Origin of the sequence: Kocuria rosea subsp. polaris (assembly GCF_001483755.1) — a bacterium.
GTDB lineage: Bacteria > Actinomycetota > Actinomycetes > Actinomycetales > Micrococcaceae > Kocuria > Kocuria cellulosilytica.
The window spans coordinates 29,733-50,843 of record NZ_LQBK01000003.1; the positions used below are offsets into that span (position 1 = coordinate 29,733).

The following is a 21,111-nucleotide window of genomic DNA, read 5'->3' on the forward strand; positions in this document are numbered from 1 at the left end:
GGTCCGCAGGGCGCGGCCGCCGACGGGTCTCAGGTGCGGGGCAGGGACGGGACGGGGAGGACGGGCCGCCCCACCGCCGTGCACATCGCCGCGATCACGTCCTGTTCCCGGGGCAGGGGTGTGCCCGGATCACGGCCGGTGAACAGGCGGATCTGGTCCACCGCCTGGAAGATCAGCATATCGAGTCCCGGGGCCACCGCTCCCCCGGCCCGGGCCCAGGCCCCGGCGACCGCCGACGGCCACGGATCGTAGGCGGCGTCCAGCAGGACGCCCGTGGTCGCCGGGGAACCGGCCTCGAGCTGCGCCGCCAGCTCGTCGGCGCCGTGCGGTGGGAGGGTCGAGACGACCACGTCGTAGCCGGCCAGCAGGCCCGGCGCCTCGTCCCAGGCGCGCAGGAGCACGGGGATCCCGAGCCGGCGGCCCGCCTCGGCGGCGCGCCCGGCGCGGACCGCGGAGCGCACGAAGACGTCCACGGAGGAGGCTCCGAGCAGCTGCGCGGCGGCGACCGCGGCCGTGGCCGTGCCCCCACCGCCCAGGACGGCGGCCCGGGGCGCGTCCGGGACCGTGCCCGCCGCGAGCACCGCGCCCACGATGCCCGTGACGTCGGTGTTGTGGCCCAGGACCGTCCCGTCGGCGCGGAAGAGCAGGGTGTTGACCGCGCCGACCGCGTCCCCCAGTCCCGTCAGCTCGTCGGCGCACGCCGCGGCGACCGACTTGAGGGGCATCGTCACCGACAGCCCGCGCCAGGCGGGGTCGCCGCGGCGGGCGTCGACGAACGGCGGGAGCTGCTCCTCGACGAGGTCGTGGGCGTCGTAGTCCACGTCCTCGCCCAGCACCGCGTACGCGGCGCGGTGCAGGTCCGGGGACCTCGAGTGGCCGATGGGGTGGCCCACCACGGCCGCGTGGGCGGGGCTCACCCGCACCGGCCCTCGTTCTCGCTGCACCACTGGTTGTACTCCTCCACGTACTCGAGGTGCTGCGCGTAGGTCTCGGAGAACTTTGTCTCGCCCGTGTCGAGGTTCACGGTGACCCAGAAGTAGTAGTCGTTCTCCTGCGGGTCGGCGGCCGCTGCGATGGCGGCGTCGCCCGGGGAGCCGATCGGGCCCACGGGCAGCCCCGGGTTGGCGAAGGTGTTGTACCGGTTGGACTCGTCGCGGCGCTCCTCCTCCGTGAAGTCGTAGCTCCTGCGGTCGAGGCCGTAGGTCACGGACGCGTCGGACTGGATGAACCCGGAGGTCTCGCCGTCGGGGTTGTCGAGGCGGTTCTGGATCGCGCCCGCCACCACGTCGTAGTGCTCGGGCTGGACCTCGAACTCGATGATCGAGCCGATGGTGAGCACCTCGAAGATCCTGTCCTCGCCGCTGACACCGTTGTCCTCCAGGGTCGCCCGGGTGCGGTCCACCATGTCGCGCAGGATCTGCTCCGCGGTGGCGTCCAGCGGGAACCGGTACTCCCCCGGGTGCAGCCAGCCCTCGAGGGTCGGGAAGCGCCCGGGGATCCCGAACGCCTCCGTGTCCTCCTCGTAGGCCTCGAACTCGGAGACCGGGATGCCCGTGGACTCGCTGAGGACCCCGAAGACGTCGGACATGCGCAGGGTCCGGTTGACCGCCGCGTAGTGGGTGGCCTCGTCCTCCTCCATGAGCGCGTCCACGGCGGCCTCGGAGCTCATCTCCGTGCGCAGCTCGTACTCGCCCGGCTGGATGAACTGCTCGGCGTGCTCCTCCTGGTAGGTCTCGACGAACGTCTCGGCGTCCGCCACGATACCCTGCTCCTGGAGCGCCACGGCGATCTGCCCGGTGGTGGCGCCCTGGCCCACGGAGAACGTCACGGGGTCCTTGCCGTCACCGCGGTAGTCGCGGATCTCGAACCAGCCGAAGGTCGAGCCGAGCACGGACACGGTGATCAGCGCGGCGAGCAGGAACAGGGCGATGGCCGTGGTGAGGGACACGCGGCCGCGGCGCTGCCGCCGCTTGACCTGCTCCGGGGTGAGCTCCTCGTGCTCGAAGACGCCGCGCAGGCCGGTGGAGGGCTGCCGCGAGGACGGCGCGTCCAGGAGGCTCCCCAGACCGCCGCCGCCTCCGGAGGACTCGCGGGCTCCCTCGGGTCGGCGGGACGCCGACTGGTCGTACGGATCGTCGCTCACGAATGCTCTCCGTCCGGATCGGTGGTCGTCAACGGTGCCGTCCGCGCCCGGTCGGGCGCTCCGGCGGTGTCCTCGGCCGTGCTCCCGGCCTCGCGGGACGGCTGCCCGTCCTGCGCCCCGGCGGGACCGTGCCCGTCGAGGTCCCCCCCATTATGCGCGACCGCCGGTTCCGCGGCGGCAGGGACCGGCGGGTCCACCGGCGCCCCGGGCTCCGCACCGGTCGCCCTGGCCCGGTCCACGGCGCTCTGCAGGATGGTGGCCGCGGCCACCTGGTCGACCTTGTCCATGTGGTCCCGGCGGGAGACCCCGGCCTCGAGGAGCGCCCGGTGGGCGTCCACCGTGCTGAGGCGCTCGTCGACCAGCCGCACCGGCACCTCGCGGCCCTTCACGCGCAGCCGCCGCACGAGGGCCTCCGCGTAGTCGCGGGCCATCGCGGTGGAGGCGTTCTCCCCGCCGTCGAGGCTGCGGGGCAGGCCGACGTAGACGGCGACGACGTCGTGCTCCTGGACCAGGCCGGCCAGCAGCTTCACGTCGAAGCCCTTCCGGGGGTCGCGCCGCAGCGTGGTGAGCGGCGTGGCGAGGATGCCGTCGGGGTCGCACAGGGCCACCCCGACGCGGACGAGGCCGACGTCGACCCCCATCCGCCGTCCCCGGGCGAAGGCGTCGCTCACGCGGCGGTGCCGCCCGTCGCCCGGGCGATGTCGGCCAGCACCGCGTCCAGGGCGGCCCCGACCTGGGCGGGGTCCTGCCCGCCGCCCTGGGCGATGTCGTCCTTGCCGCCGCCGCCGCCGCCGAGGACCTGGGCGGCGGTGCGCACGAGCCGGCCGGCCTGCACGCCCGCGTCGCGGGCGCCCTCGGTGGTGGCCACGAGGACCAGGGGCCGGCCCTTGGCGGTGCCCGTGACGGCGACCACGAAGGGCTCGGCCGTCATCCGGCCGCGCAGGTCGAGCGCGAGCGAGCGGACGTCGTCGGCCCCGGAGACCTCCCCCATGTCGTGGGCGAGGACCTTGACCGGGCCGACCTGGCGCACCCCGTCGAGCAGGGACCCCGCCTGCGCCTGCAGCTTCTCCCGGCGCAGCACCGCGAGCTCCTTCTCGGCCGACTTCAGCTTCTCGAGGGTGCCCGCCAGGCGCTCGGGCAGCTCCGCGGAGGACTGCGCCTTGAGCATGCCGGTCAGCTGGTGCACGAGGGTCCGCTCGGCGGCGAGGTGCCGGAACGAGTCCAGCCCCACGAGCGCCTCGACGCGGCGGTTGCCCGAGCCCACGGACTGCTCGGTCAGCAGCGTGAGCGAGCCGATCTGGGCCGTGCCGCCCACGTGCGTGCCGCCGCACAGCTCCCGGGACCACGGGCCGTTGAGCTCGACCACGCGCACCCGGTCCCCGTACTTCTCGCCGAACAGGGACATGGCGCCCATGGCCTTCGCCTCGGCGAGGGCCATCTCCTGGGTCACGACCTCGTGGTTGGCGTGGATCGCGGCGTTGGAGACCTCCTCGATCTCCTGGCGCTGGGCCTCTCCGAGGCCCTCGCCCCACGCGAAGTCGAAGCGCAGGTAGCCCTCCTTGTTGAACGAGCCGCGCTGGACGGCCTCGGGGCCGAGGACGTCGTGCAGGGCCGCGTGCACGATGTGGGTGCCGGTGTGGGCGGCCTCGGCGGCACGGCGCCGGGCGACGTCCACCTGGGCGTGCACCGTGGCGCCGGAGAGGGCCTCGCCCTCGCGCACCACCGCCTGGTGCACGGACAGCCCCTTCACGGGCTGCTGGACGTCGGTGACCTCGAGCACGAACCCGTCGCCGGAGATCGTGCCCCGGTCGGCGGCCTGGCCGCCGGCCTCGGCGTAGAACGGCGTCTCGTCCAGGACCACCTCCACGTGCGTCCCGGCCGGCGCGGCGGGGACGCTCACGCCGTCCTGCAGCAGGGCGCGCAGCACCGTCCCGTGCCCCAGCCGGGTGTAGCCGGTGAACACCGAGCCGCCCTCGTCCACGAGCCGGCGGAACACCGAGAGGTCGGCGTGGGCGCCCTTCTTGGCGCGGGCGTCCTGCTGCGCGCGGTGGCGCTGCTCCTCCATGAGACCGCGGAAGGCCGTCTCGTCGACCGCGACCCCGGCCTCGGCGGCCATCTCCAGGGTCAGGTCGATGGGGAAGCCGTAGGTGTCGTGCAGGGCGAAGGCCTCCGCGCCCGAGACGGTCCGGCCCTGCTGCCGGGCGCCGGCCACCGCCTCGTTGAGCCGGGTGGTCCCGGACTCGATGGTCTTCAGGAACGCCCGCTCCTCGGCGTAGGCGATCCGGGAGATCCGCTCGAAGTCCTCGGCCACGTAGGGGTAGACGCCGCGCATGGCGTCCCGGGAGGCGGGCAGCAGCACGGGCAGGCAGGGCTCGGTGACGCCCATCAGGCGCATCGCGCGGATCGCGCGGCGCAGCAGGCGGCGCAGGATGTACCCGCGGCCCTCGTTGGAGGGACTGACGCCGTCGGCGATGAGCATCAGCGAGGAGCGGACGTGGTCGGCGACCACGCGCATCCGCACGTCGTCCTCGTAGCCCTCCTCCCCCGGCTTCTCCGAGCCGCGGTAGCGCTTGCCGGAGAGCTCGGCCGCCCGGTCGAGGACGGGCCGGACCTGGTCGGTCTCGTAGAAGTTCTCCACGCCCTGCAGGAGCATGGCCAGGCGCTCCACGCCGAGGCCGGTGTCGATGTTCTTCTCGGGCAGGTCGCCCAGGATCTCGTAGTCCTTGCCCGTGCCCTCGCCGCGCTGGTACTGCATGAAGACGAGGTTCCAGATCTCGATGTACCGGTCGTCGTCGACGGCCGGCCCGCCCTCCCGGCCGTACCGGGGGCCGCGGTCGTAGAAGATCTCCGAGTCGGGGCCCGCGGGGCCGGGCTGGCCGGTGTCCCAGTAGTTCTCGTCCCGGCCCATCCGCTGGATCCGCTCGGCGGGCACGCCCACGGTGTCCTTCCACAGCGTGTAGGACTCCTCGTCGTCCTCGTACACGGTGACCCACAGCCGGTCCGGGTCCAGGCCGAAGCGGCCCTCGTCCACGGGTCCGGTGAGCAGCTCCCAGGCCATGGGGATGGCCCGCTCCTTGAAGTAGTCCCCGAAGGAGAAGTTGCCGGCCATCTGGAAGAACGTGCCGTGCCGGGCGGTCTTGCCCACCTCGTCGATGTCGAGGGTGCGGATGCACTTCTGGATGGACGTGGCGCGCCGGTAGGGGGCGGTCTCCTGGCCGAGGAAGTACGGGATGAACGGGACCATGCCCGCGATGGTGAACATGGCACCGGGCTGGGAGGAGATGAGCGAGGCGGAGGGCACCACGGTGTGGCCCTGGCCTTCGAAGTAGTCCAGCCAGCGCTTGGTGATTTCCTGAGACAGCATTACCGGTGCTTTCCTTCGCGGTGGGTCGAGGGGGGTGTCGAGGGGTCGGTGGGGTCCGCCGAGGCCTCGGCCCCGTGGGGAGCGGTGGTGCCGTCGAGCACCGGCGGGGCGGTGTCGCGGGCGGCGAGGCGCGCGGCCGGCGGCCGGGGCGCGGCCACGCCGAAGGACTCGCGCAGCTCGGCCTCCCGTTCGTCCATGCCCGCCCGCACGGCGGCGGCGAACCGGTAGAGCCGGGACCGCCAGTCCCCGGCGCGGGGGGTGCGCGCGGTGCCGGCGGCCTCCCGGACGGCGAGGTCCTGGCCGGTCGAGCGGGCGAACCGGGTGGCGGCGGCGCCGAGCACCCCGCCGGCGGCCACGAGGGCGAGCCTGCCCCAGAAGCTCATGGCCGGTCCTCCCCCGGGGCGCCGGGGACCGGCTCGTCGGCGGTCCCGAAGCGGTCGGCCCGGTGGGCGCCGCCCGTCGCGGTGTCGCCGGTGAACGCCCGGCGCACGCCGTGGGAGAACGCGGCGACCTTGATCAGCGGCTGGCCCACGGTGGAGGCCACCAGGGAGGACAGCGCGGAGACGTTCGCGGAGGCGTCGGAGACGTTGGTCGTGATGCCGTCCACCTTCTCGAGCTGGGAGTTGGTGGTCGAGACGGTGCGGGTGACCTCGTCGATGAGGGGGACGGTCTCGTTGTTGAGCGAGCGGATCGTCAGCCGCAGCTCGTCGAAGACCTTGCCGAGCTTGAGGATCGGCACCGCGAGCAGGAGGACCAGCACGGCGAACACCCCCGCGGCGAGCAGTCCTGCGATTTCTCCACCGGTCATGGGGCGGCGCGCTCCTTGCTGGTCGGGTCGAGGGGACCGGGGCGGCGGGGCCGCCCGGGCGTGCGGTGCCGGGCAACGGTGCGGTGCCCGGGGATCAACTGTACCGAACGGGAGAGCCCGCGGCGCAGGCGCCGCGGGCTCTCCGCCGGTAAGGCCCTGCTCCCGGGGCGTCCCGGGAGCAGGAGCCCGCAGGATCAGGCCATGCGGGCGTAGTACTCCACCACGAGCTGCTCCTCGCAGGTCACGGGGACCTCGGCGCGCTTGGGCTTGCGGACCAGCTTGGCCTGCAGCTTCTCGATCTGCACGTCGAGGTAGCCCGGGGTGTCGGGCAGCACGGCCTGGTGCGCGCCGGCGGCGGCGACCTGGAAGGGCACCATCTTCTCCGACTTGGCGTGCACGTGGATCAGCTGGCCCTCCTTGACCTGGTAGGAGGGGCGGTCCACCCGCTCGCCGTCCACCAGGATGTGGCGGTGCACGACCATCTGGCGGGCCTGGGCCATGGTCCGGGCGAAGCCGGAGCGCAGGACCAGGGCGTCCAGGCGGGACTCCAGCAGGGCGACCAGGTTCTCACCGGTCTGCCCCTCCTGGCGCTTGGCCTCGACATAGGCGATGTGCATCTGCTTCTCGCGGATGTTGTACTGCGCCCGGAGACGCTGCTTCTCGCGCAGCCGGACGGCGTAGTCCGAGTCGGCCTTCCGGCGGGCACGGCCGTGCTCACCGGGGCCGTAGGGACGGCGCTCGAAGTACTTCTCGGCCTTCGGGGTCAGGGCGATCCCGAGGGCGCGGGACTTGCGCACCTGGCGGCGCGCACGCGTGTTGTTAGCCACGTTTACCTTTCACAATGCGGTGCCCTCCCCCGTCCGGTGCCCGGCGCGGGGGGAGCGTGTTCTGTTCGGTCCGGCCTCCGAGGACGGGATCGGTCCCGCCGGAGAGGTGAGGATCAGCCGCAATCCTCCGGTCCTACAAGCGCCGTGGCCGCTCGCCGTGCACCGTGGTTGAGGCGGTGCGCCGGGCGTGCGGGAGCACGGGCCTTGCCGGCCGACGTCCCACTATAGCGTGTGCGGGCCCGCGGCGCGCCCCGGGCCCGCACAGTGCGGGCCGGCCCCCACAATGCGGACCGCCCCCACAATGCGGACCGCCCCCACAATGCGGACCGGCCCCCGCCCCCGTCCCGGCGCGCCGGAGCGCCGCCCGGGACTCCCGGACGGCGCTCCGACGGCGAGCCCTCGGCGCGGACGCGGTCAGTCGACGTCCTCGTCCACCCAGTCGAAGGTCTTGGTGACGGCCTTCTGCCAGTTGCGGAACAGCCGGGCGCGCTGGGCGTCCTCCATCTGCGGCTCCCAGCGCTTGTTCTCGGCCCAGTTGGCGGTGACCTCCTCCGTCCCGGACCAGAAGCCGACGGCGATGCCCGCGGCGTAGGCGGCGCCGAGGGCCGTGGTCTCGGTGACCTCGGGTCGGATCACGGGCACCCCCAGCTGGTCCGCCTGGAACTGCATGAGCAGCTCGTTGGCGGTCATCCCGCCGTCCACCTTCAGCTCGGTGATGTCCACCCCGGCGTCGGCGTTCATCGCCTCGACCACCTCGCGGGACTGGTAGGCCGTGGCCTCCAGGGCGGCGCGGGCGATGTGGCCCTTGTTGACGTAGCGGGTCAGGCCCACCAGGGCGCCGCGGGCGTCCGAGCGCCAGTACGGGGCGAACAGGCCGCTGAAGGCCGGGACGAAGTAGGCCCCGCCGTTGTCCTCGACCGACGCGGCCAGGGACTCGACCTGCGGCGCGGAGGAGAGGATGCCCAGGTTGTCGCGCAGCCACTGGACCAGGGACCCGGTCACCGCGATCGAGCCCTCCAGGGCGTAGACGGCGTCCTGGTCGCCGATCTTGTAGCACACGGTGCTCAGCAGGCCGTTCTGCGAGTGCACCACCTCGGTGCCCACGTTCATGAGCACGAAGCTGCCCGTGCCGTAGGTGTTCTTGCCCATGCCCTTCTCGAAGCAGGCCTGGCCGAACATCGCGGCCTGCTGGTCGCCCAGGATCCCGGCGATCGGCACGTCCTTGAGGAAGCCGCGGGTGCGGCCCTTGCCGTAGACCTCGGAGGAGGAGCGGATCTCGGGCAGCATCGACGTGGGGATGCCCATGTCGGCGCAGATCTCCTCGTTCCAGTCGAGGGTCGCCAGGTTCATGAGCATGGTGCGCGAGGCGTTGGTGACGTCGGTGACGTGCACCCCGCCGTCCACGCCGCCGGTCATGTTCCACACCAGCCAGGAGTCGGTGTTGCCCATGAGCAGGTCCCCCCGCTCGGCCCGCTCCCGGGCGCCGTCCACGTTGTCCAGGATCCACTTGACCTTGGGGCCCGAGAAGTAGCTGGCCAGGGGCAGCCCCACGCGGTCCTTGTACCGGTCCGGGCCGGCGTCCCCGCCGAGCTCCTCGGCGATCTTCTGGGTCCGGGTGTCCTGCCAGACGATGGCGTTGTAGACGGGCTCCCCGGTGGTGCGGTCCCAGACCACGGTGGTCTCGCGCTGGTTGGTGATGCCCACGGCGGCCAGGTCCCGGGCGTTGATCTCGGCGGAGGCCTCGGCGTCCGCGACGACCTTGCGGACGTTGCGCCAGATCTCCATCGGGTCGTGCTCCACCCAGCCGGCGCGCGGGAAGATCTGCTCGTGCTCGAGCTGGCCGGTGCTGACGATCGTGCCCCGGTGGTCGAAGATGATGGCCCGGGTGCTGGTGGTGCCCTGGTCGATGGCCATGACGTGCTGCGGTTCGGTGCTCACGGGTGGTACCTCACTTCGTTGTGGTGTGCTGCGGGTCGGACGGGTGCGGGCCGCCGGGCTCAGGCCGGCGGGTTGGAGTAGAGCTGGAAGAAGCCGCCGGCGAGCATCGCGCCGAGGACCGGGCCGAGGACCGGGACCCAGGCGTAGGCCCAGTCGCTGGAGCCCTTGCCGCGGATGGGCAGCAGGGCGTGGGCGATGCGGGGCCCGAGGTCACGGGCGGGGTTGATGGCGTAGCCCGTGGGTCCGCCGAGGCTCGCGCCGATGCCGACCACGAGCAGGGCCACGGCCAGGGGGCCGAGCTGGGACGGGGTGTTGCCGAAGAGCAGGATCACCGCGACGAGGACGAAGGTGCCGACGATCTCGGTGACCAGGTTCCAGCCGTAGGAGCGCACCGCCGGCCCGGTCGAGAACACGGCGAGCTTGGTCGCTCCGAGGACCTCCTCCTCGATCTCCTCGTCGAAGTGCTTCTTGTAGGCCAGGAACGCCACGACGGCGCCGAGGATGCCGCCGACGAGCTCGCCGGCGAAGTAGACGAGCGTGCTGACCGCGGTGATGGCCACGCCGGGGGCGTACTCCTCGGCCCCGCTGGCCCACAGGCCCACGGTCACGGCGGGGTTGATGTGGGCGCCGGACTGGTAGGCCACGTACACGCCGGCGAACACGGCCAGGCCCCAGCCGAAGTTGATCATCAGGAAGCCGCCGCCGACTCCCTTGGTCTTCGGCAGCACGGCGTTGGCGACGACGCCGCAGCCGAGCAGCAGCAGCATCGCGGTGCCCGCGACCTCGGACCAGAAGACGGTGGACAGGGGGATCGGCACGGCAGGCGCGACGGCCTGGACCACTGCGTTCGACATCGACAGCACTTGCGACTCCTCGGTTGGTGCGGACTGGGTGGACCGGTCGTCCGTCGGGGACGGCCGGTGGGGTGGGTTTCTGGGTGGACGGGGTCCGGTGGGACGCGCGGCGGCGGGACGCTCAGCCGTCGGTGGGGCGCACGAGCTCCAGGACGTCGGGGGCGGCGGCGCGCGCGGAGGCCGCCGCGGTGTCGTCGGCGGTCCCGGCGGCGGCGTCCTCCGCCGCGCAGCGCAGCCGGTAGGCCTCGACCTCGGCCTCGCGCCGCCGCCCGTCCCAGCCGAGGGCCTCGGCCGCGAGGTCCGCGACCTCCTCCACGGCGTCGAGGCCGTGGCGGGCCTGCTCCCACGTGAGCCGGGTGCGGGTGTCGTAGAGGTCCTCGAGGTGCAGCGCGCCCTCGTGGGTGCAGGCGTGCACGATCTCGGCCCGCAGGTAGGCGGGGGCGCCCGCCAGCGGGCGGCCCAGGTCGGGGCGGTCCTCCACGAGCTCGGTGATCTCGGTGATCGCCGAGCCGTAGCGGCCGAGCAGGTGCTGCACCCGCTCCTCGTCCCAGTCGTGCCGGGCGCCCAGGGTCCCGGCCTGCCGGCCCAGCGCGAGGTAGCCCTCGGCGCCCAGCAGCGGCGTCCGGTCGGTGACCGAGGGGACGGCCTCGGCCCGCTCCTCGCCCAGGGCGAGGTCCACGGCGTCCCGGGCCATCACCCGGTAGGTGGTGAGCTTGCCACCGGCGATCGTGATCAGGCCGGGGGCGACCTCGGTCACGGTGTGCTCGCGGGAGATCTTCGTGGACTGCGCGTCCCCGCCGTCCTTCTTCGTCCCGGGCTGCAGCAGCGGCCGCAGTCCGGCGTACGTGCCGATGACGTCCTCGCGGGTGAGGGGCCGGTCCAGGACCACGTTGGCGTGGTCGATGACGTAGTCGATGTCCTCCGCGGTGGCCACCGGGTTCACGAGGTCCTGGTGGTACGGGGTGTCGGTGGTGCCGATGATCCAGTACCTCGCCCACGGGATGATGAACAGCACGGACTTCTCGGTCTGCAGGATCAGCCCCTTCTCGCCGCGGATCCGCTCGCGGGGCACGATGATGTGGATCCCCTTGGAGGCGAGCACCTTCAGCCCGCCCTCGGCGTGGGCCAGGTCCTGGGTCTGCTCCGTCCACACCCCGGTGGCGGCGATGACGGTCCTCGCCCGGACCGTGTGCTCCTGGCCCGTCTCGAGGTCCCGGACGGTGGCCCCGACGACGCGGCCGGAGTCGTCCTTCGGGAAGTCCACCGCCCGCGTCCGGTTGGCGGCGAGAGCGCCGTAGCGCACCGCGGTGCGCACGATGGTCAGGACGAGTCGGGCGTCGTCGACCTGGCCGTCCCAGTACTGCACGGCGCCCACCATGGAGCCGGGCTTCACGTCGGGGAAGACCCGCTGGACGCCCTTGAAGCCGTAGTGGCGCTGGTAGGGCAGGGTCGCGACCTTGGCGCCGAGGTGGGCCAGGGCGTCGTAGAGGCCGATGCCGGCCGTGACATAGGGCCGCTCCCAGAAGCGGTGGGTCAGCGGGTACAGGAAGGGCACGGGCTTGACGAGGTGGGGGGCGAGGAAGTCGAGCAGGAGCTCCCGCTCGCGCAGGGCCTCGGAGACGAGCTTGAAGTCGAGCTGCTGGAGGTAGCGCAGACCGCCGTGGACGAGCTTGGAGGACCACTGCGAGGTGCCCCCGGCCCAGTCCTGGGCCTCGACGATCCCGGTGCGCAGCCCCCGGGTCACGGCGTCCAGGGCGATGCCGGCGCCGGTGATGCCTCCGCCGACCACGAGGACGTCGAGCTCGGGACCGCCGGAGAGCTCGGCGAGCGCCCGGTCGCGCTGGGTGCTGGAGAGTGCGGGGTGGGCCATGGTGGGGAACTCCTCGTGGCGGGTCGGGGCGGGTCGTTGCGGGTGGAAACGTGCTCTGCATCACACTCTGTCCCGGATTGCACCTATGCTCAAAGAGAATGAACGGACGTGCAGCCCGAGGAGGACACCGTGCACGGTGATGCCGAGCTCCACCACGCGGCGGAGCTGTACTACGTGCAGGGCATGACGATGGAGGCGGTCGCGGACCGGTTCGGCGTCTCCCGCCCCACGGTCTCGCGGATGCTGCAGGCCGCCCGGGAGCGGGGCATCGTGCGGATCAGCCTGAGTGCTCCCCCGCACGCGGGACACGACCTGTCCCACCGGCTGCGGGAGGCCTTCGGCGTGCAGGTGCACGTGGCGGGCACGCCCCGCACGGCCACGGAGCCGCAGCGGCTGGAGTCCGTGGCGCGCGCCGCGGCCGGGCTGCTCGGCGACTGGTTCGGGGACGGGATGACGCTGGCGGTCGCGTGGGGGACCACGACCTCGGCGATCGCGGGGCACCTGCAGCCCAAGGCCGTGCGGGACGCCGTCGTGGTGCAGATGAACGGCGCGGTGAGCGTCCGCTCCCCGGGCGCGGCGCAGTCCTCGGCGCTGCTGGGGCAGATGTCGACGGCCTTCGGGGCGGCGCTGGTGCCCTTCCCCACCCCGGCGTTCTTCGACCAGGAGGAGACCCGCCGGCTGATGTGGCAGGAGTCCTCGGTGCGCCGGGTGCTCGCGGTGCGCAGCGCGGCGGACCTGGCGGTGTTCAGCGTGGGGGCCTTCCGGGGGCCGATGATCTCCCAGGTGTACAGCAGCGGCTACCTGCCGGAGGACGCGCTGCGGGAGCTGTCCGCCCACCGCGTGGTCGGCGACGTGTGCACCGTGTTCCTCCGCGAGGACGGCACCTACGCGGACATCGACTACAACCGCCGGGCGAGCGGGCCGACGCCCATGGAGCTGCGGCGGATCCCGCGCCGGCTGTGCGTGGCCGCGGGGGACCACAAGGTGCCGGGCGTGGTGGGGGCGCTGCGCGCGGGCGTGGTCACGGACCTGCTCCTCGACGAGCGCACGGCCGCGGCGGTGGTGCGCCACCTGTTCGGCCGCTGAGCCCGCCGGTCACCGGCCCCTCGGGGCGCCGCCGGTGCGCACCCCGGTCTCACCGGCCCCTCGGGGCGCCGCCGGTGCGCACCCCGGTCTCACCGGCCCCGGACGATGCCCCGCAGGATCTCCAGGCGGTGGGCGATCTCGCGCTCGCGGCCGTGCTCGGTCGGCCGGTAGTAGTCGGTGCCGACGAGCTCGTCCGGAGGGTACTGCTGGGCGGCCACGCCGTTGGGCTCGTCGTGGGAGTAGACGTAGCCGCGGCCGTGGCCCAGCTGGCCCGCACCGGGGTAGTGGGCGTCGCGCAGGTGGAGCGGGACGGGCCCGGCCCGGCCCGCCCGGACGTCGGCGACGGCCTCGTTGATCGCGGTGTAGGCGGCGTTGGACTTCGGGGCGGTCGCCAGGTGCGCCACGGCCTGGGCCAGCGGGATCCGCCCCTCGGGCATGCCGATGAGCTGGACCGCGTCGGCGGCCGCGACCGCGGTCTGCAGGGCGGTCGGGTCGGCGGTGCCGATGTCCTCGGAGGCGGAGATGATGAGCCGGCGGGCGATGAACCGGGGGTCCTCCCCCGCCTCGATCATCCGGGCGAGGTAGTGCATCGCGGCGTCGACGTCCGAGCCGCGGATCGACTTGATGAACGCGCTGACCACGTCGTAGTGCTGGTCGCCGTTGCGGTCGTAGCGCACCGCCGCCCGGTCGAGGGCCTCCTCGGCGTGCTCCCGGGTGATCACCGGGACCGGACGCCCGCGGTCCTCCTCCGCGCCGTCCTCCTCGCCGTTCTCCCCGTCCTCCTCCTCGGTGCGGTCCACCGCCGCCGGCTGCTCGGAGAGGGCGACCCCGGCGGCGGCCTCCAGGGCGGTCAGGGCCTTGCGCGCGTCCCCGCCGCACAGGTCCAGCAGGTGCTCGCGGGCCTCCGGGGAGAGCTCCACCTCGCCGTTCAGGCCCCGGGGGTCCGCGACGGCCCGGTCCACCAGCGCCCCGATGTCGGCGCGCTCCAGCGGCTGGAGGGTCAGCAGCAGCGAGCGCGAGAGCAGGGGCGAGATCACCGAGAAGGACGGGTTCTCCGTGGTCGCCGCCACGAGCACCACCCACTGGTTCTCCACCCCCGGCAGCAGCGCGTCCTGCTGGGCCTTGGTGAAGCGGTGGATCTCGTCGAGGAACAGCACCGTGGTGCGCCCGTGCAGGTCGCGGTCGGTGAGCGCCTCCTCCATGACCTTCCGGACGTCCTTGACGCCGGCGGTGATCGCGGAGAGCTCCACGAACTTCCGGGACACTCCGCGGGCGATCACGTGGGCCAGGGTGGTCTTGCCCGTGCCGGGCGGGCCCCACAGGATGATCGACGACGGTCCCGCCGGCCCCCGGTCCTCCCCCGCCAGGACCTGCAGCGGGGAGCCGGGCTTCAGCAGGTGCTGCTGGCCCACGATCTCGTCGAGCCGGCGCGGGCGCATCCGCACCGCGAGCGGTGCCCGGGAGCGGGTGCGACGTCCCCGCCCGGCGGGGCGGGCCGGCGCGGCGGCGTCGCGCCGGTCGCCGTCGGAGGCGTCGAGGTCGTCGAAGAGGGAGCCGGTCACCCCCTCAGGCTAGCGGCTGTCCCCGTCGTGGCCTGTCGGACGACAGACGATCGGCGTACGATCAGCACGCTGATCACGTCGGTTCCCCCGGTGGGCGGACGGCGCAGGACGACGGTCGACCAGGAGCGGGCTCCACCCGGGAGCCCGCCCGGCCGTCCGAGGGACGAGGTACCGGTGTTCGAACCCCCCCCCAGTCTGATCTTCGCCGCCGCCGGTCTGGCCGTGTTCGCGGCCGCCCTGCTGCCCCGTCTGCTCGTGCGGGCACCCGTGTCGATGCCCATGGTGTTCCTGGCCGCGGGCGCGGTGGTCTTCTCGCTGACCGACAGGCTGCCCGATCCGGACCCGGTGGCCCACAGCGACGTCACCGTGCACCTCAGCGAGGTCTGCGTGATCGTCTCGCTGATGGGTGCCGGGCTGGCGCTGGACCGCCCGCCGGGGCTCAGGCGGTGGGCCACGACCTGGCGGCTGCTGGGGATCGCCATGCCCCTGAGCCTGCTCGGGGCGGCGCTGCTCGGGTGGTCGGTGCTGGGGCTGAGCGCGGCCGGCGCCGTGCTCGTGGCCGCGGCGCTCGCCCCCACGGACCCGGTGCTGGCCTCCGAGGTCCAGGTCGGGGAGCCCTCGGAGACCCAGGACGACCTCGAGGGCGAGGACGAGGTCCGGTTCGGGCTCACCTCCGAGGCCGGGCTCAACGACGGCCTGGCCTTCCCCTTCGTCTACCTCGCCATCGCCCTCAGTCTCGTGGGCACCGACCCCGCGGCGTGGTTGCCGCACTTCCTCGCCGTGGACGTGGCCTGGCGGATCGCCCTCGGCTGCCTCGTCGGCTTCCTGGTGGGCCGGCTCCTGGGCCGGATCTTCCTGCGCTCCGCGCTCGAGAGCGTCCGCACGACCGTGCACCCCGAGGGATTCGTGGCCCTGGCCGCGGCCTTCCTCACCTACGGCCTGGCCGAGATGGTCGAGGGCTACGGCTTCATCGCCGTGTTCGTGTGCGCGGTGACCATCCGCGCGGTCGAGCGGGTCCACGGTGTGCACGGCGTGCTGCACAGCTACATCGAGCAGCTCGAGCGGCTGCTGACCGTCGTGGTGCTCGTGCTCCTGGGCGGCGCCGTGGCCCGCGGCCTGCTCAGCGGGCTCACCTGGCGCGAGGTCCTCGTCGCGGCGGCTTTCCTCCTGCTGGTCCGTCCCCTCGCCGGGTGGATCGGCCTGCTCGGCGGCCGGACGGGCCCGTGGGAGCGCGGCGTGATCGCCTTCTTCGGCGTGCGCGGCATCGGCTCCGTCTACTACCTCGGCTACGCCCTGTCCGAGGGCGAGTTCGCCGCGGAGGACCAGGCCCTGTGGCGCATCGTGGGGCTGGTGGTCGTCTCCTCCATCGTGCTGCACGGGGTGACCGCGGGTCCCGTCATCACGAGGCTCGACCGTGCCCGGCGGCGCAGGGCGCGGAAGGGGACGGGAACCGAGGAGGCCGCCTCTCGCACCCCGATCTGACGCCCCCCGTACGGCGGGGGCGAGCGGCGCCGGGGCCGGGCACGGCGGTCCCGGGCTCAGCCCCGCCGGGGCCGGTCCAGCTCGGCGCTGTCCAGGACCAGGGTGAACGGGCCGTCGTTGACGAGCTCGACCTGCATCGCCGCCCCGAAGCGGCCGGTCTGCACGTGCGCGCCGAGCTCCCGCAGCGCCTGGACGTAGGCCTCGAACACCGGCTCCGAGACGGGTCCGGGAGCGGCCGCCGACCACGAGGGGCGCCGGCCCCGGCGGGCGTCGCCGTAGAGGGTGAACTGGCTGATCGCCAGCACCGGGGCGCCGAGGTCGGCGCAGGACCGCTCCCCCGCCAGCAGCCGCAGCGTCCACGTCTTCTCGGCCAGTTTCGCGGCCGTTGCGGCGTCGTCGTCGTGTGTCACCCCCACGAGGGCGACGAGGCCCGGTCCCTCGATGGCCCCCACGACGTCTCCTCCGACGGTCACGGCGGCCCGGGCCGCCCGCTGCAGAACGATGCGCATGCGCCCCAGTCCACCACAGGCGCGGACGGACCGGGAGCACCGCTGGCCTCGTCCCATGGCAGCAGCGCGCACGACGTCCCGGCCGAGCACCGTGGTGGCGGAGGTGTTCGCGCCGGCCCCGCTGGTGCTGTCCCTGCTGGTGCTCGCCGGCTGGTCGGGAGCCGGGTGGCCCGGGGCCGCGTGGGGCCTGGGCACGGCGGTGGTCGTGGCGTCGCTGCCGATGCTCGTGCTGCGGGTGCTGGCCCGGCGGGGGCGGGTGGACGGGCACTTCGTGCGCTCCCGCGCGCAGCGGCTGCCCGTCTACGCCGCCACGGGGCTGCTGACGGCCCTCGTGGTGCTGGCCGAGTCCGCGCTGGGCGCCCCCGTGGTCGTGCCGGTGACCGCGGGGTTCGTGCTGCTGGGCATCCTGGTGCTGCTGCTCGTGACGCTGCGGTGGAAGGTCTCGGCCCACGTGGCGATGGCGGCGTGCTGGGCCGTGGCCCTCGGCGTCCTCGCCGCCCCGTGGGCGGCGCTCGCCGCCGCGCCGGTGCCGTTCGCGGTGGCCGTCTCGCGGGTGCGCACCGGGGACCACACCGCGGCGCAGGCGGTCGTCGGCGCGCTGATCGGAGTGCTCATCGGGGTGGGCTACGCGGCCACCGCCGGCAGGGTGCTCTGACGGAGGCCCGAGCCCGGGCACGTGCACCGGGGCACCGGCTGCCTGGGACGGGACGGGGCCTGCTCAGGGCAGGACCGAGAACCCCGGCGGCAGCGGCCGCCGGCCCGTGAGCGCCAGCAGGATCCCGGGCAGGTGCCCGCCGTCGGCGCCGATCTCCAGCAGGGTCTGCCCGGCGTCGGCCAGGACGTGCTCCGGGGGCGTGCGGTCCAGCCCGCAGGCCTGGGCCACGTCGAGGCCGTGCACGGCCAGCTCGAACGTGCGGGTGGGCACGTAGGCGCGCAGCCGGGTGCCGCCCACCACGGTGCGGATCAGGGGGTCCTCGTCGAGCGGCACCTGCGCGAGGGCGTCCCGGGCCCGGTCCAGTGACGCCCGGACGGTGTCGGCCGGGTGCCGGCCGAGCTCGTGACCGGCGACCACGCCCCGGGCCGCGACGTCGGCCGGGTCCGTGGCGGCCGCGGCGAGCGCGTAGTACTGGGCCACCCCGGTGCAGGTCTCGTCCTCGGCGGGGACCGTGAGATAGCTGCCGAGCGTCACGAGCGCGCGGTGGGTGTGGCCCACCAGCGCCCGGACGTCCCAGACGCCGGGGCCCGGGCGCGTCCAGTGGTGCGGGCGGAGCTCCTCGACGAGCTCGGCGAACCAGGCCCCGGCGTCGAGCAGGGCGGTGCGGGCGGCGGCGGGATCACGGCTCATGGGCTCCCCTGGGGTGCTGCGGCGGGGACGGGACACGGCCCCGGACGTGACGGAAGCCTACTGCGGGGCGCCGGCGGCGGGACCCATGTTGCGTCCGGTTGCGCCCGCACACCCTCCGGCCGGGGCCCGGGCGCGCGGTGGTGCCCGCGGTCCGGGCACGGCACGGTCGCGGGACGCCCGGCGGCCGCCGGGACGTCCTACGCTCGGGGGAGTCCGCACGGGCGCCCGTCCTGGCGGCCCGCTCCTGCCCCGCTCCGTGTCCAGTTCTCGTCCCGTCCTCGTCCCGGAAGGCCCAGCATGCCGCCCCGCCCCTCCTCACGGACCATGGCCGCCGCCTCGATCGGCGCCCTGACGATCGCCCTGACCGGCTGCGGCCAGGAGACCCAGGACGTCCAGGAGGTGGACTCCGACTACGCCCGGATCTGCGTCGAGGACCAGGACGGGGAGGGCGGGGCGGAGCCCGTCCGGGTCGACGACGAGTGCGAGGACGACCGCGGCCCGCGGGTCGGCGGCTTCTTCCCGATGTGGGTGCTCATGAGCTCCTCCCGCGCGGTGCCCGTGCCCGCCGTCGGCTCGTCCGTGCCGTCCTCGGCGGGCTGGACCACCGGCCGCCCGCCGGCCTCGGCCACCGTGGCCCGCGGGCTGCCCCGGAACGGGACCGCCGTGGGCAAGAGCGGCGTCTCGCGCGGCTTCGGCGGCTCGAAGACCGGCTGGGGCTCCTGATGCGGCGCATCGACGGCCTGGCCCCACGGCCCGGCTGGGAGCGGACCGTGCGCGACGAGGGGCTCACCTACGCCCTCACCGAGCGACCCGACGGCCGGCGCTTCTCCTACTGGAACGAGACGGCCGCCTACGTCCTCTCCCCCGACGAGGTGGACGAGCTGGAGACCGTCACGGACGAGCTGCACCGGATGTGCGCCGAGGCCGCCCGGTACCTGGCCACCGGCGCCCTGGGCACGCTGGGCCTGTCCGAGGCGGCCTTCGAGCTCGCCCAGCACTCCCTGCGGCTGCGGGAGCCCTCGATCTACGGCCGCTTCGACCTGGCATGGGACGGGACGGGCCCGCCGAAGATGCTCGAGCTCAACGGCGACACCCCCACCGGTCTCGTGGAGGGGGCGATCTGCCAGTGGAGCCGCGTCGAGGCGCTGTTCCCGGGCCTGGGCGAGGACCACCCGGAGTTCGACCAGCTCAACGGGCTGTGGCCCATGCTCGTGGAGCGGTGGCGGCAGCGGCTGCCGTTCTCGGCCACGAAGACCCTGCACGTGGCCTACACCCGTGCGGAGGAGTCCGGGGAGGACGCCGCCAACGCCGCGGTCCTGGCGAACACCGCCGCCGAGGCCGGCTACCGGACCGTCCTGCTGCCCGTCGAGGACGTCCGCTACGACACCCGGTCCCGCGGCTGGGTGCACGCCACCGGGGACGTGGACCACCCCGTGGTGGTGGGGCCCATCGAGGAGATCTTCGCCCTGCACCCGTGGGAGCAGATGGTCGACGACGTGCCCGGGGCGTTCGTGCTCGAGGACCCCACCCTGATGCACCACTGGTACGAGCCGCCGTGGAAGATGTTCCAGTCCAACAAGCTGCTGCTCGTGGCCCTGTGGCGGTGCTTCCCCGGCCACGAGAACCTGCTGGCCGCCCACCCGGACGGGCCCGGTGAGCTGCGGGAATGGGTGCGCAAGCCCGTGTTCGGCCGCGAGGGCGACGGCATCGAGGTGCACGCCCGCGACGTGCGGATCCGCGCGGAGCACGCCCACGACTCCCCGCTGGACGTGTGGCAGGCCTACACCCCCGTCCGGAGCTTCCCGGGCTCCGACGGCGCCCCCAACCACCCGGTCATCGGCTCCTGGGTGGTGGGCGAGGCCGGCGCGGCCGGCATCGGGATCCGGGAGTCCGACGGCCCGCTCACCGACTACTACTGCCGCTTCGTCCCGAACATCATCGACAAGAAGGGCCTGCTGTGACCGCCCACCTGCTCCCCCGGTCGATCTCCACCACGACCTCGGCGGTCATCGGGTCCACCTCGATCGCCCCGCTGTACTCGGCCGTGGTCACGGTGGGGCTGATCCACGCCCTGGTGGGCGCCTGGACCCCCGTGGTCCTGGTCGGCGCCGTGCTCCCCATGGCGGTCGTCTCCCTGTGCTTCGCCCGCCTGGACGCGCTCTACGAGGACCAGGGCACCGTCTACCGGTGGGCCCGGGAGGCCTACGGGGCGTTCACGGGGTTCCTGGGCGGCTGGGGGCTGTGGCTCTCGGCGACCCTCGTGCTCGCCTCCCTGGCCTGGGTCACGGCCGACTCCGCCCTGTTCGCCCTCGGGATCGGCGCCGGGCCCTGGACCACGACCGCCGTGGCCGTCCTGCTCATGGCGGCCTTCGCGGCGGTCTCCTCGTCCGGGATCCGGGTCTCGGCCGCCGTGCAGTGGGTCCTGGCCGTGCTGCAGCTGATCGGGGTGGGCGTGCTGGTGTGGGCCGTGCGCACCGCGCCGGCCCTCCCGCCCGGCACGGGCGCCGAGGACGGCGAGTGGACCGGCTTCTACGGGGCCGCGGAGCTCGCGACCGGCGCCGCCGTGTCGGCCGGGGACGTCGCGGCGGCCCTGCTGCTGGCCCTGTTCCTGTACTGGGGGTGGGACTCCACGTTCTCGCTGACCGAGGAGTCCACCACCCAGCGCGCACCGCGGGTCTCGGCGTGGATCGCCCTGGGCGTGGTGGCCGCCGCCTACGCCGCCATCGGCTGGGCCTACGCCCCGGGCTCCTCGGTGGCCTCCCCGCTGCTGGCCGCCCTCGTGGCGGTCTCCGCGGGCGCCTCCATCGGCACCACGATGATCCCCACCTCCCGCGGCCTGATGTCCATGGCCCGCGGCGGGCACCTCCCCCGCCGCTTCCTGTCCCTGTCCTTCGCCACGTGGACCACCGCAGCCGTCGCGGCCGCGTGGATGACGTTCTCCGGTCCCCTGTTCGACGACTCGATCGGGATCATCTCGGTGCTCGTGGCCCTCTACTACGGCCTGGCGTGCGCGGCGGTCGCGAAGCTCGGCCGGAGCGCCGGGGCGCGGGCGCTCGGTGCGGTGGGCACGGTGCTCATGGCCGTGGCCCTCGTGCTGACGGCCGCGGAGTACGCGCTGACCGCCTCGTGGGTGTGGGTGGGCCTGCTGCTGGGGCTGCTCGTGGTCCCGCTGTGGTTCCTCCTGGGCCGGGGCCGCGACCCCCTGCCGGGCGCCCACGAGCGCACCCCGCACCTGGAGAGCCTGCTCGACTGACACTACCCGCACGGGCCGGGCCCGTCGTCGTCGTGCACGACCGGACCCGGCCCCCGCGGGCGCCGCCGAC

Annotated in this window: 19 protein-coding genes; 6 read left to right on the top strand and 13 right to left on the bottom strand. The window is 74.0% G+C overall.

Features of this window, described 5'->3' with window-relative positions:
• Window positions 1-29: 29 nt before the first annotated feature.
• The 10 genes from AVL61_RS01920 to AVL61_RS01965 form a co-directional block, all read right to left on the bottom strand.
• A complete protein-coding gene (locus tag AVL61_RS01920; protein ID WP_231738244.1) occupies window positions 30-944 on the bottom strand; it encodes a shikimate dehydrogenase in 915 nt (304 codons plus the stop codon).
• On the bottom strand, window positions 914-2,143 hold the full coding sequence (locus tag AVL61_RS01925; protein WP_058872670.1) for an endolytic transglycosylase MltG: 1,230 nt from the start codon (window positions 2,141-2,143) through the stop codon (window positions 914-916). Before AVL61_RS01925 ends, AVL61_RS01920 begins: the two co-directional genes overlap by 31 nt.
• Window positions 2,140-2,814, bottom strand: coding sequence for a Holliday junction resolvase RuvX (gene ruvX, locus AVL61_RS01930; protein WP_231738245.1), 675 nt, complete (start codon window positions 2,812-2,814; stop codon window positions 2,140-2,142). Before ruvX ends, AVL61_RS01925 begins: the two co-directional genes overlap by 4 nt.
• Window positions 2,811-5,507 (bottom strand): alanine--tRNA ligase, encoded by a 2,697-nt coding sequence (gene alaS / locus AVL61_RS01935; RefSeq protein ID WP_058872672.1) that lies wholly within the window; start codon window positions 5,505-5,507, stop codon window positions 2,811-2,813. The genes ruvX and alaS overlap by 4 nt, the downstream gene beginning before the upstream one ends.
• On the bottom strand, window positions 5,507-5,890 hold the full coding sequence (locus tag AVL61_RS01940; protein ID WP_058872673.1) for a hypothetical protein: 384 nt from the start codon (window positions 5,888-5,890) through the stop codon (window positions 5,507-5,509). Before AVL61_RS01940 ends, alaS begins: the two co-directional genes overlap by 1 nt.
• Window positions 5,887-6,315 (bottom strand): DUF948 domain-containing protein, encoded by a 429-nt coding sequence (locus tag AVL61_RS01945; protein ID WP_058872674.1) that lies wholly within the window; start codon window positions 6,313-6,315, stop codon window positions 5,887-5,889. The genes AVL61_RS01940 and AVL61_RS01945 overlap by 4 nt, the downstream gene beginning before the upstream one ends.
• Window positions 6,316-6,509: 194 nt before the next feature.
• Entirely contained in the window at window positions 6,510-7,142 is a 633-nt protein-coding gene (gene rpsD / locus AVL61_RS01950; protein WP_017832285.1) for a 30S ribosomal protein S4, read from the bottom strand.
• 414 nt (window positions 7,143-7,556) lie between these two features.
• Window positions 7,557-9,080, bottom strand: a complete 1,524-nt coding sequence (glpK, locus tag AVL61_RS01955) for a glycerol kinase GlpK (protein ID WP_269433303.1) — start codon at window positions 9,078-9,080, stop codon at window positions 7,557-7,559.
• Window positions 9,081-9,139: 59 nt separating this feature from the next.
• Window positions 9,140-9,934 (bottom strand): MIP/aquaporin family protein, encoded by a 795-nt coding sequence (locus tag AVL61_RS01960; protein ID WP_197412620.1) that lies wholly within the window; start codon window positions 9,932-9,934, stop codon window positions 9,140-9,142.
• A 121-nt stretch (window positions 9,935-10,055) separates the two neighbouring features.
• Window positions 10,056-11,804, bottom strand: coding sequence for a glycerol-3-phosphate dehydrogenase/oxidase (locus AVL61_RS01965; protein WP_058872675.1), 1,749 nt, complete (start codon window positions 11,802-11,804; stop codon window positions 10,056-10,058).
• Between the two features lie 108 nt (window positions 11,805-11,912).
• On the opposite strand from AVL61_RS01965, the gene AVL61_RS01970 reads away from it, so the two are divergent.
• Window positions 11,913-12,890 carry a sugar-binding transcriptional regulator gene (locus AVL61_RS01970; protein WP_269433304.1) on the top strand — a complete coding sequence of 326 codons (978 nt, stop codon included), beginning with the start codon at window positions 11,913-11,915 and terminating at the stop codon, window positions 12,888-12,890.
• Between the two features lie 89 nt (window positions 12,891-12,979).
• Here AVL61_RS01970 and AVL61_RS01975 read toward each other — a convergent pair whose 3' ends face one another.
• Window positions 12,980-14,452, bottom strand: coding sequence for a replication-associated recombination protein A (locus AVL61_RS01975; RefSeq protein WP_058872676.1), 1,473 nt, complete (start codon window positions 14,450-14,452; stop codon window positions 12,980-12,982).
• Between the two features lie 174 nt (window positions 14,453-14,626).
• On the opposite strand from AVL61_RS01975, the gene AVL61_RS01980 reads away from it, so the two are divergent.
• Window positions 14,627-15,934: a cation:proton antiporter gene (locus AVL61_RS01980; RefSeq protein WP_058872677.1), complete on the top strand. Its 1,308-nt coding sequence runs from the start codon at window positions 14,627-14,629 to the stop codon at window positions 15,932-15,934.
• A 56-nt stretch (window positions 15,935-15,990) separates the two neighbouring features.
• Here the strand turns inward: AVL61_RS01980 and dtd are convergent, their stop codons facing one another.
• Window positions 15,991-16,443: a D-aminoacyl-tRNA deacylase gene (gene dtd / locus AVL61_RS01985; protein ID WP_058872678.1), complete on the bottom strand. Its 453-nt coding sequence runs from the start codon at window positions 16,441-16,443 to the stop codon at window positions 15,991-15,993.
• Between the two features lie 55 nt (window positions 16,444-16,498).
• Between dtd and AVL61_RS01990 the strand changes: the two genes are divergently transcribed.
• Complete coding sequence (locus AVL61_RS01990; RefSeq protein ID WP_157571250.1) at window positions 16,499-17,098, top strand: hypothetical protein; 600 nt, start codon at window positions 16,499-16,501, stop codon at window positions 17,096-17,098.
• Window positions 17,099-17,161: 63 nt separating this feature from the next.
• Here the strand turns inward: AVL61_RS01990 and AVL61_RS01995 are convergent, their stop codons facing one another.
• A complete protein-coding gene (locus tag AVL61_RS01995) occupies window positions 17,162-17,788 on the bottom strand; it encodes a maleylpyruvate isomerase N-terminal domain-containing protein (protein ID WP_058872680.1) in 627 nt (208 codons plus the stop codon).
• A 297-nt stretch (window positions 17,789-18,085) separates the two neighbouring features.
• Here AVL61_RS01995 and AVL61_RS02000 point away from each other — a divergent pair, with 297 nt between their 5' ends.
• From AVL61_RS02000 to AVL61_RS02010, 3 genes are read left to right on the top strand one after another with little or no spacing between them, the layout of a single operon-like run.
• The gene (locus AVL61_RS02000) at window positions 18,086-18,511 is read left to right on the top strand and encodes a hypothetical protein (RefSeq protein WP_157571251.1); all 426 of its coding nucleotides are present in this window, start codon (window positions 18,086-18,088) and stop codon (window positions 18,509-18,511) included.
• Entirely contained in the window at window positions 18,511-19,749 is a 1,239-nt protein-coding gene (locus tag AVL61_RS02005; RefSeq protein ID WP_058872682.1) for a glutathionylspermidine synthase family protein, read from the top strand. The genes AVL61_RS02000 and AVL61_RS02005 overlap by 1 nt, the downstream gene beginning before the upstream one ends.
• Window positions 19,746-21,041 (top strand): APC family permease, encoded by a 1,296-nt coding sequence (locus AVL61_RS02010; RefSeq protein ID WP_058872683.1) that lies wholly within the window; start codon window positions 19,746-19,748, stop codon window positions 21,039-21,041. The genes AVL61_RS02005 and AVL61_RS02010 overlap by 4 nt, the downstream gene beginning before the upstream one ends.
• Window positions 21,042-21,111: the final 70 nt, after the last annotated feature.

Bases quoted from the DNA above. Each gene is read 5' to 3' on its own strand.
- alaS (WP_058872672.1), bottom strand. From the start codon at position 5,507: ATGCTGTCTCAGGAAATCACCAAGCGCTGGCTGGACTACTTCGAAGGC.
- AVL61_RS01940 (WP_058872673.1), bottom strand. From the start codon at position 5,890: ATGAGCTTCTGGGGCAGGCTCGCCCTCGTGGCCGCCGGCGGGGTGCTC.
- AVL61_RS01945 (WP_058872674.1), bottom strand. From the start codon at position 6,315: ATGACCGGTGGAGAAATCGCAGGACTGCTCGCCGCGGGGGTGTTCGCC.
- AVL61_RS01960 (WP_197412620.1), bottom strand. From the start codon at position 9,934: ATGTCGAACGCAGTGGTCCAGGCCGTCGCGCCTGCCGTGCCGATCCCC.
- AVL61_RS01965 (WP_058872675.1), bottom strand. From the start codon at position 11,804: ATGGCCCACCCCGCACTCTCCAGCACCCAGCGCGACCGGGCGCTCGCC.
- dtd (WP_058872678.1), bottom strand. From the start codon at position 16,443: ATGCGCATCGTTCTGCAGCGGGCGGCCCGGGCCGCCGTGACCGTCGGA.
- AVL61_RS01990 (WP_157571250.1), top strand. From the start codon at position 16,499: ATGGCAGCAGCGCGCACGACGTCCCGGCCGAGCACCGTGGTGGCGGAG.
- AVL61_RS01995 (WP_058872680.1), bottom strand. From the start codon at position 17,788: ATGAGCCGTGATCCCGCCGCCGCCCGCACCGCCCTGCTCGACGCCGGG.
- AVL61_RS02000 (WP_157571251.1), top strand. From the start codon at position 18,086: ATGCCGCCCCGCCCCTCCTCACGGACCATGGCCGCCGCCTCGATCGGC.
- AVL61_RS02005 (WP_058872682.1), top strand. From the start codon at position 18,511: ATGCGGCGCATCGACGGCCTGGCCCCACGGCCCGGCTGGGAGCGGACC.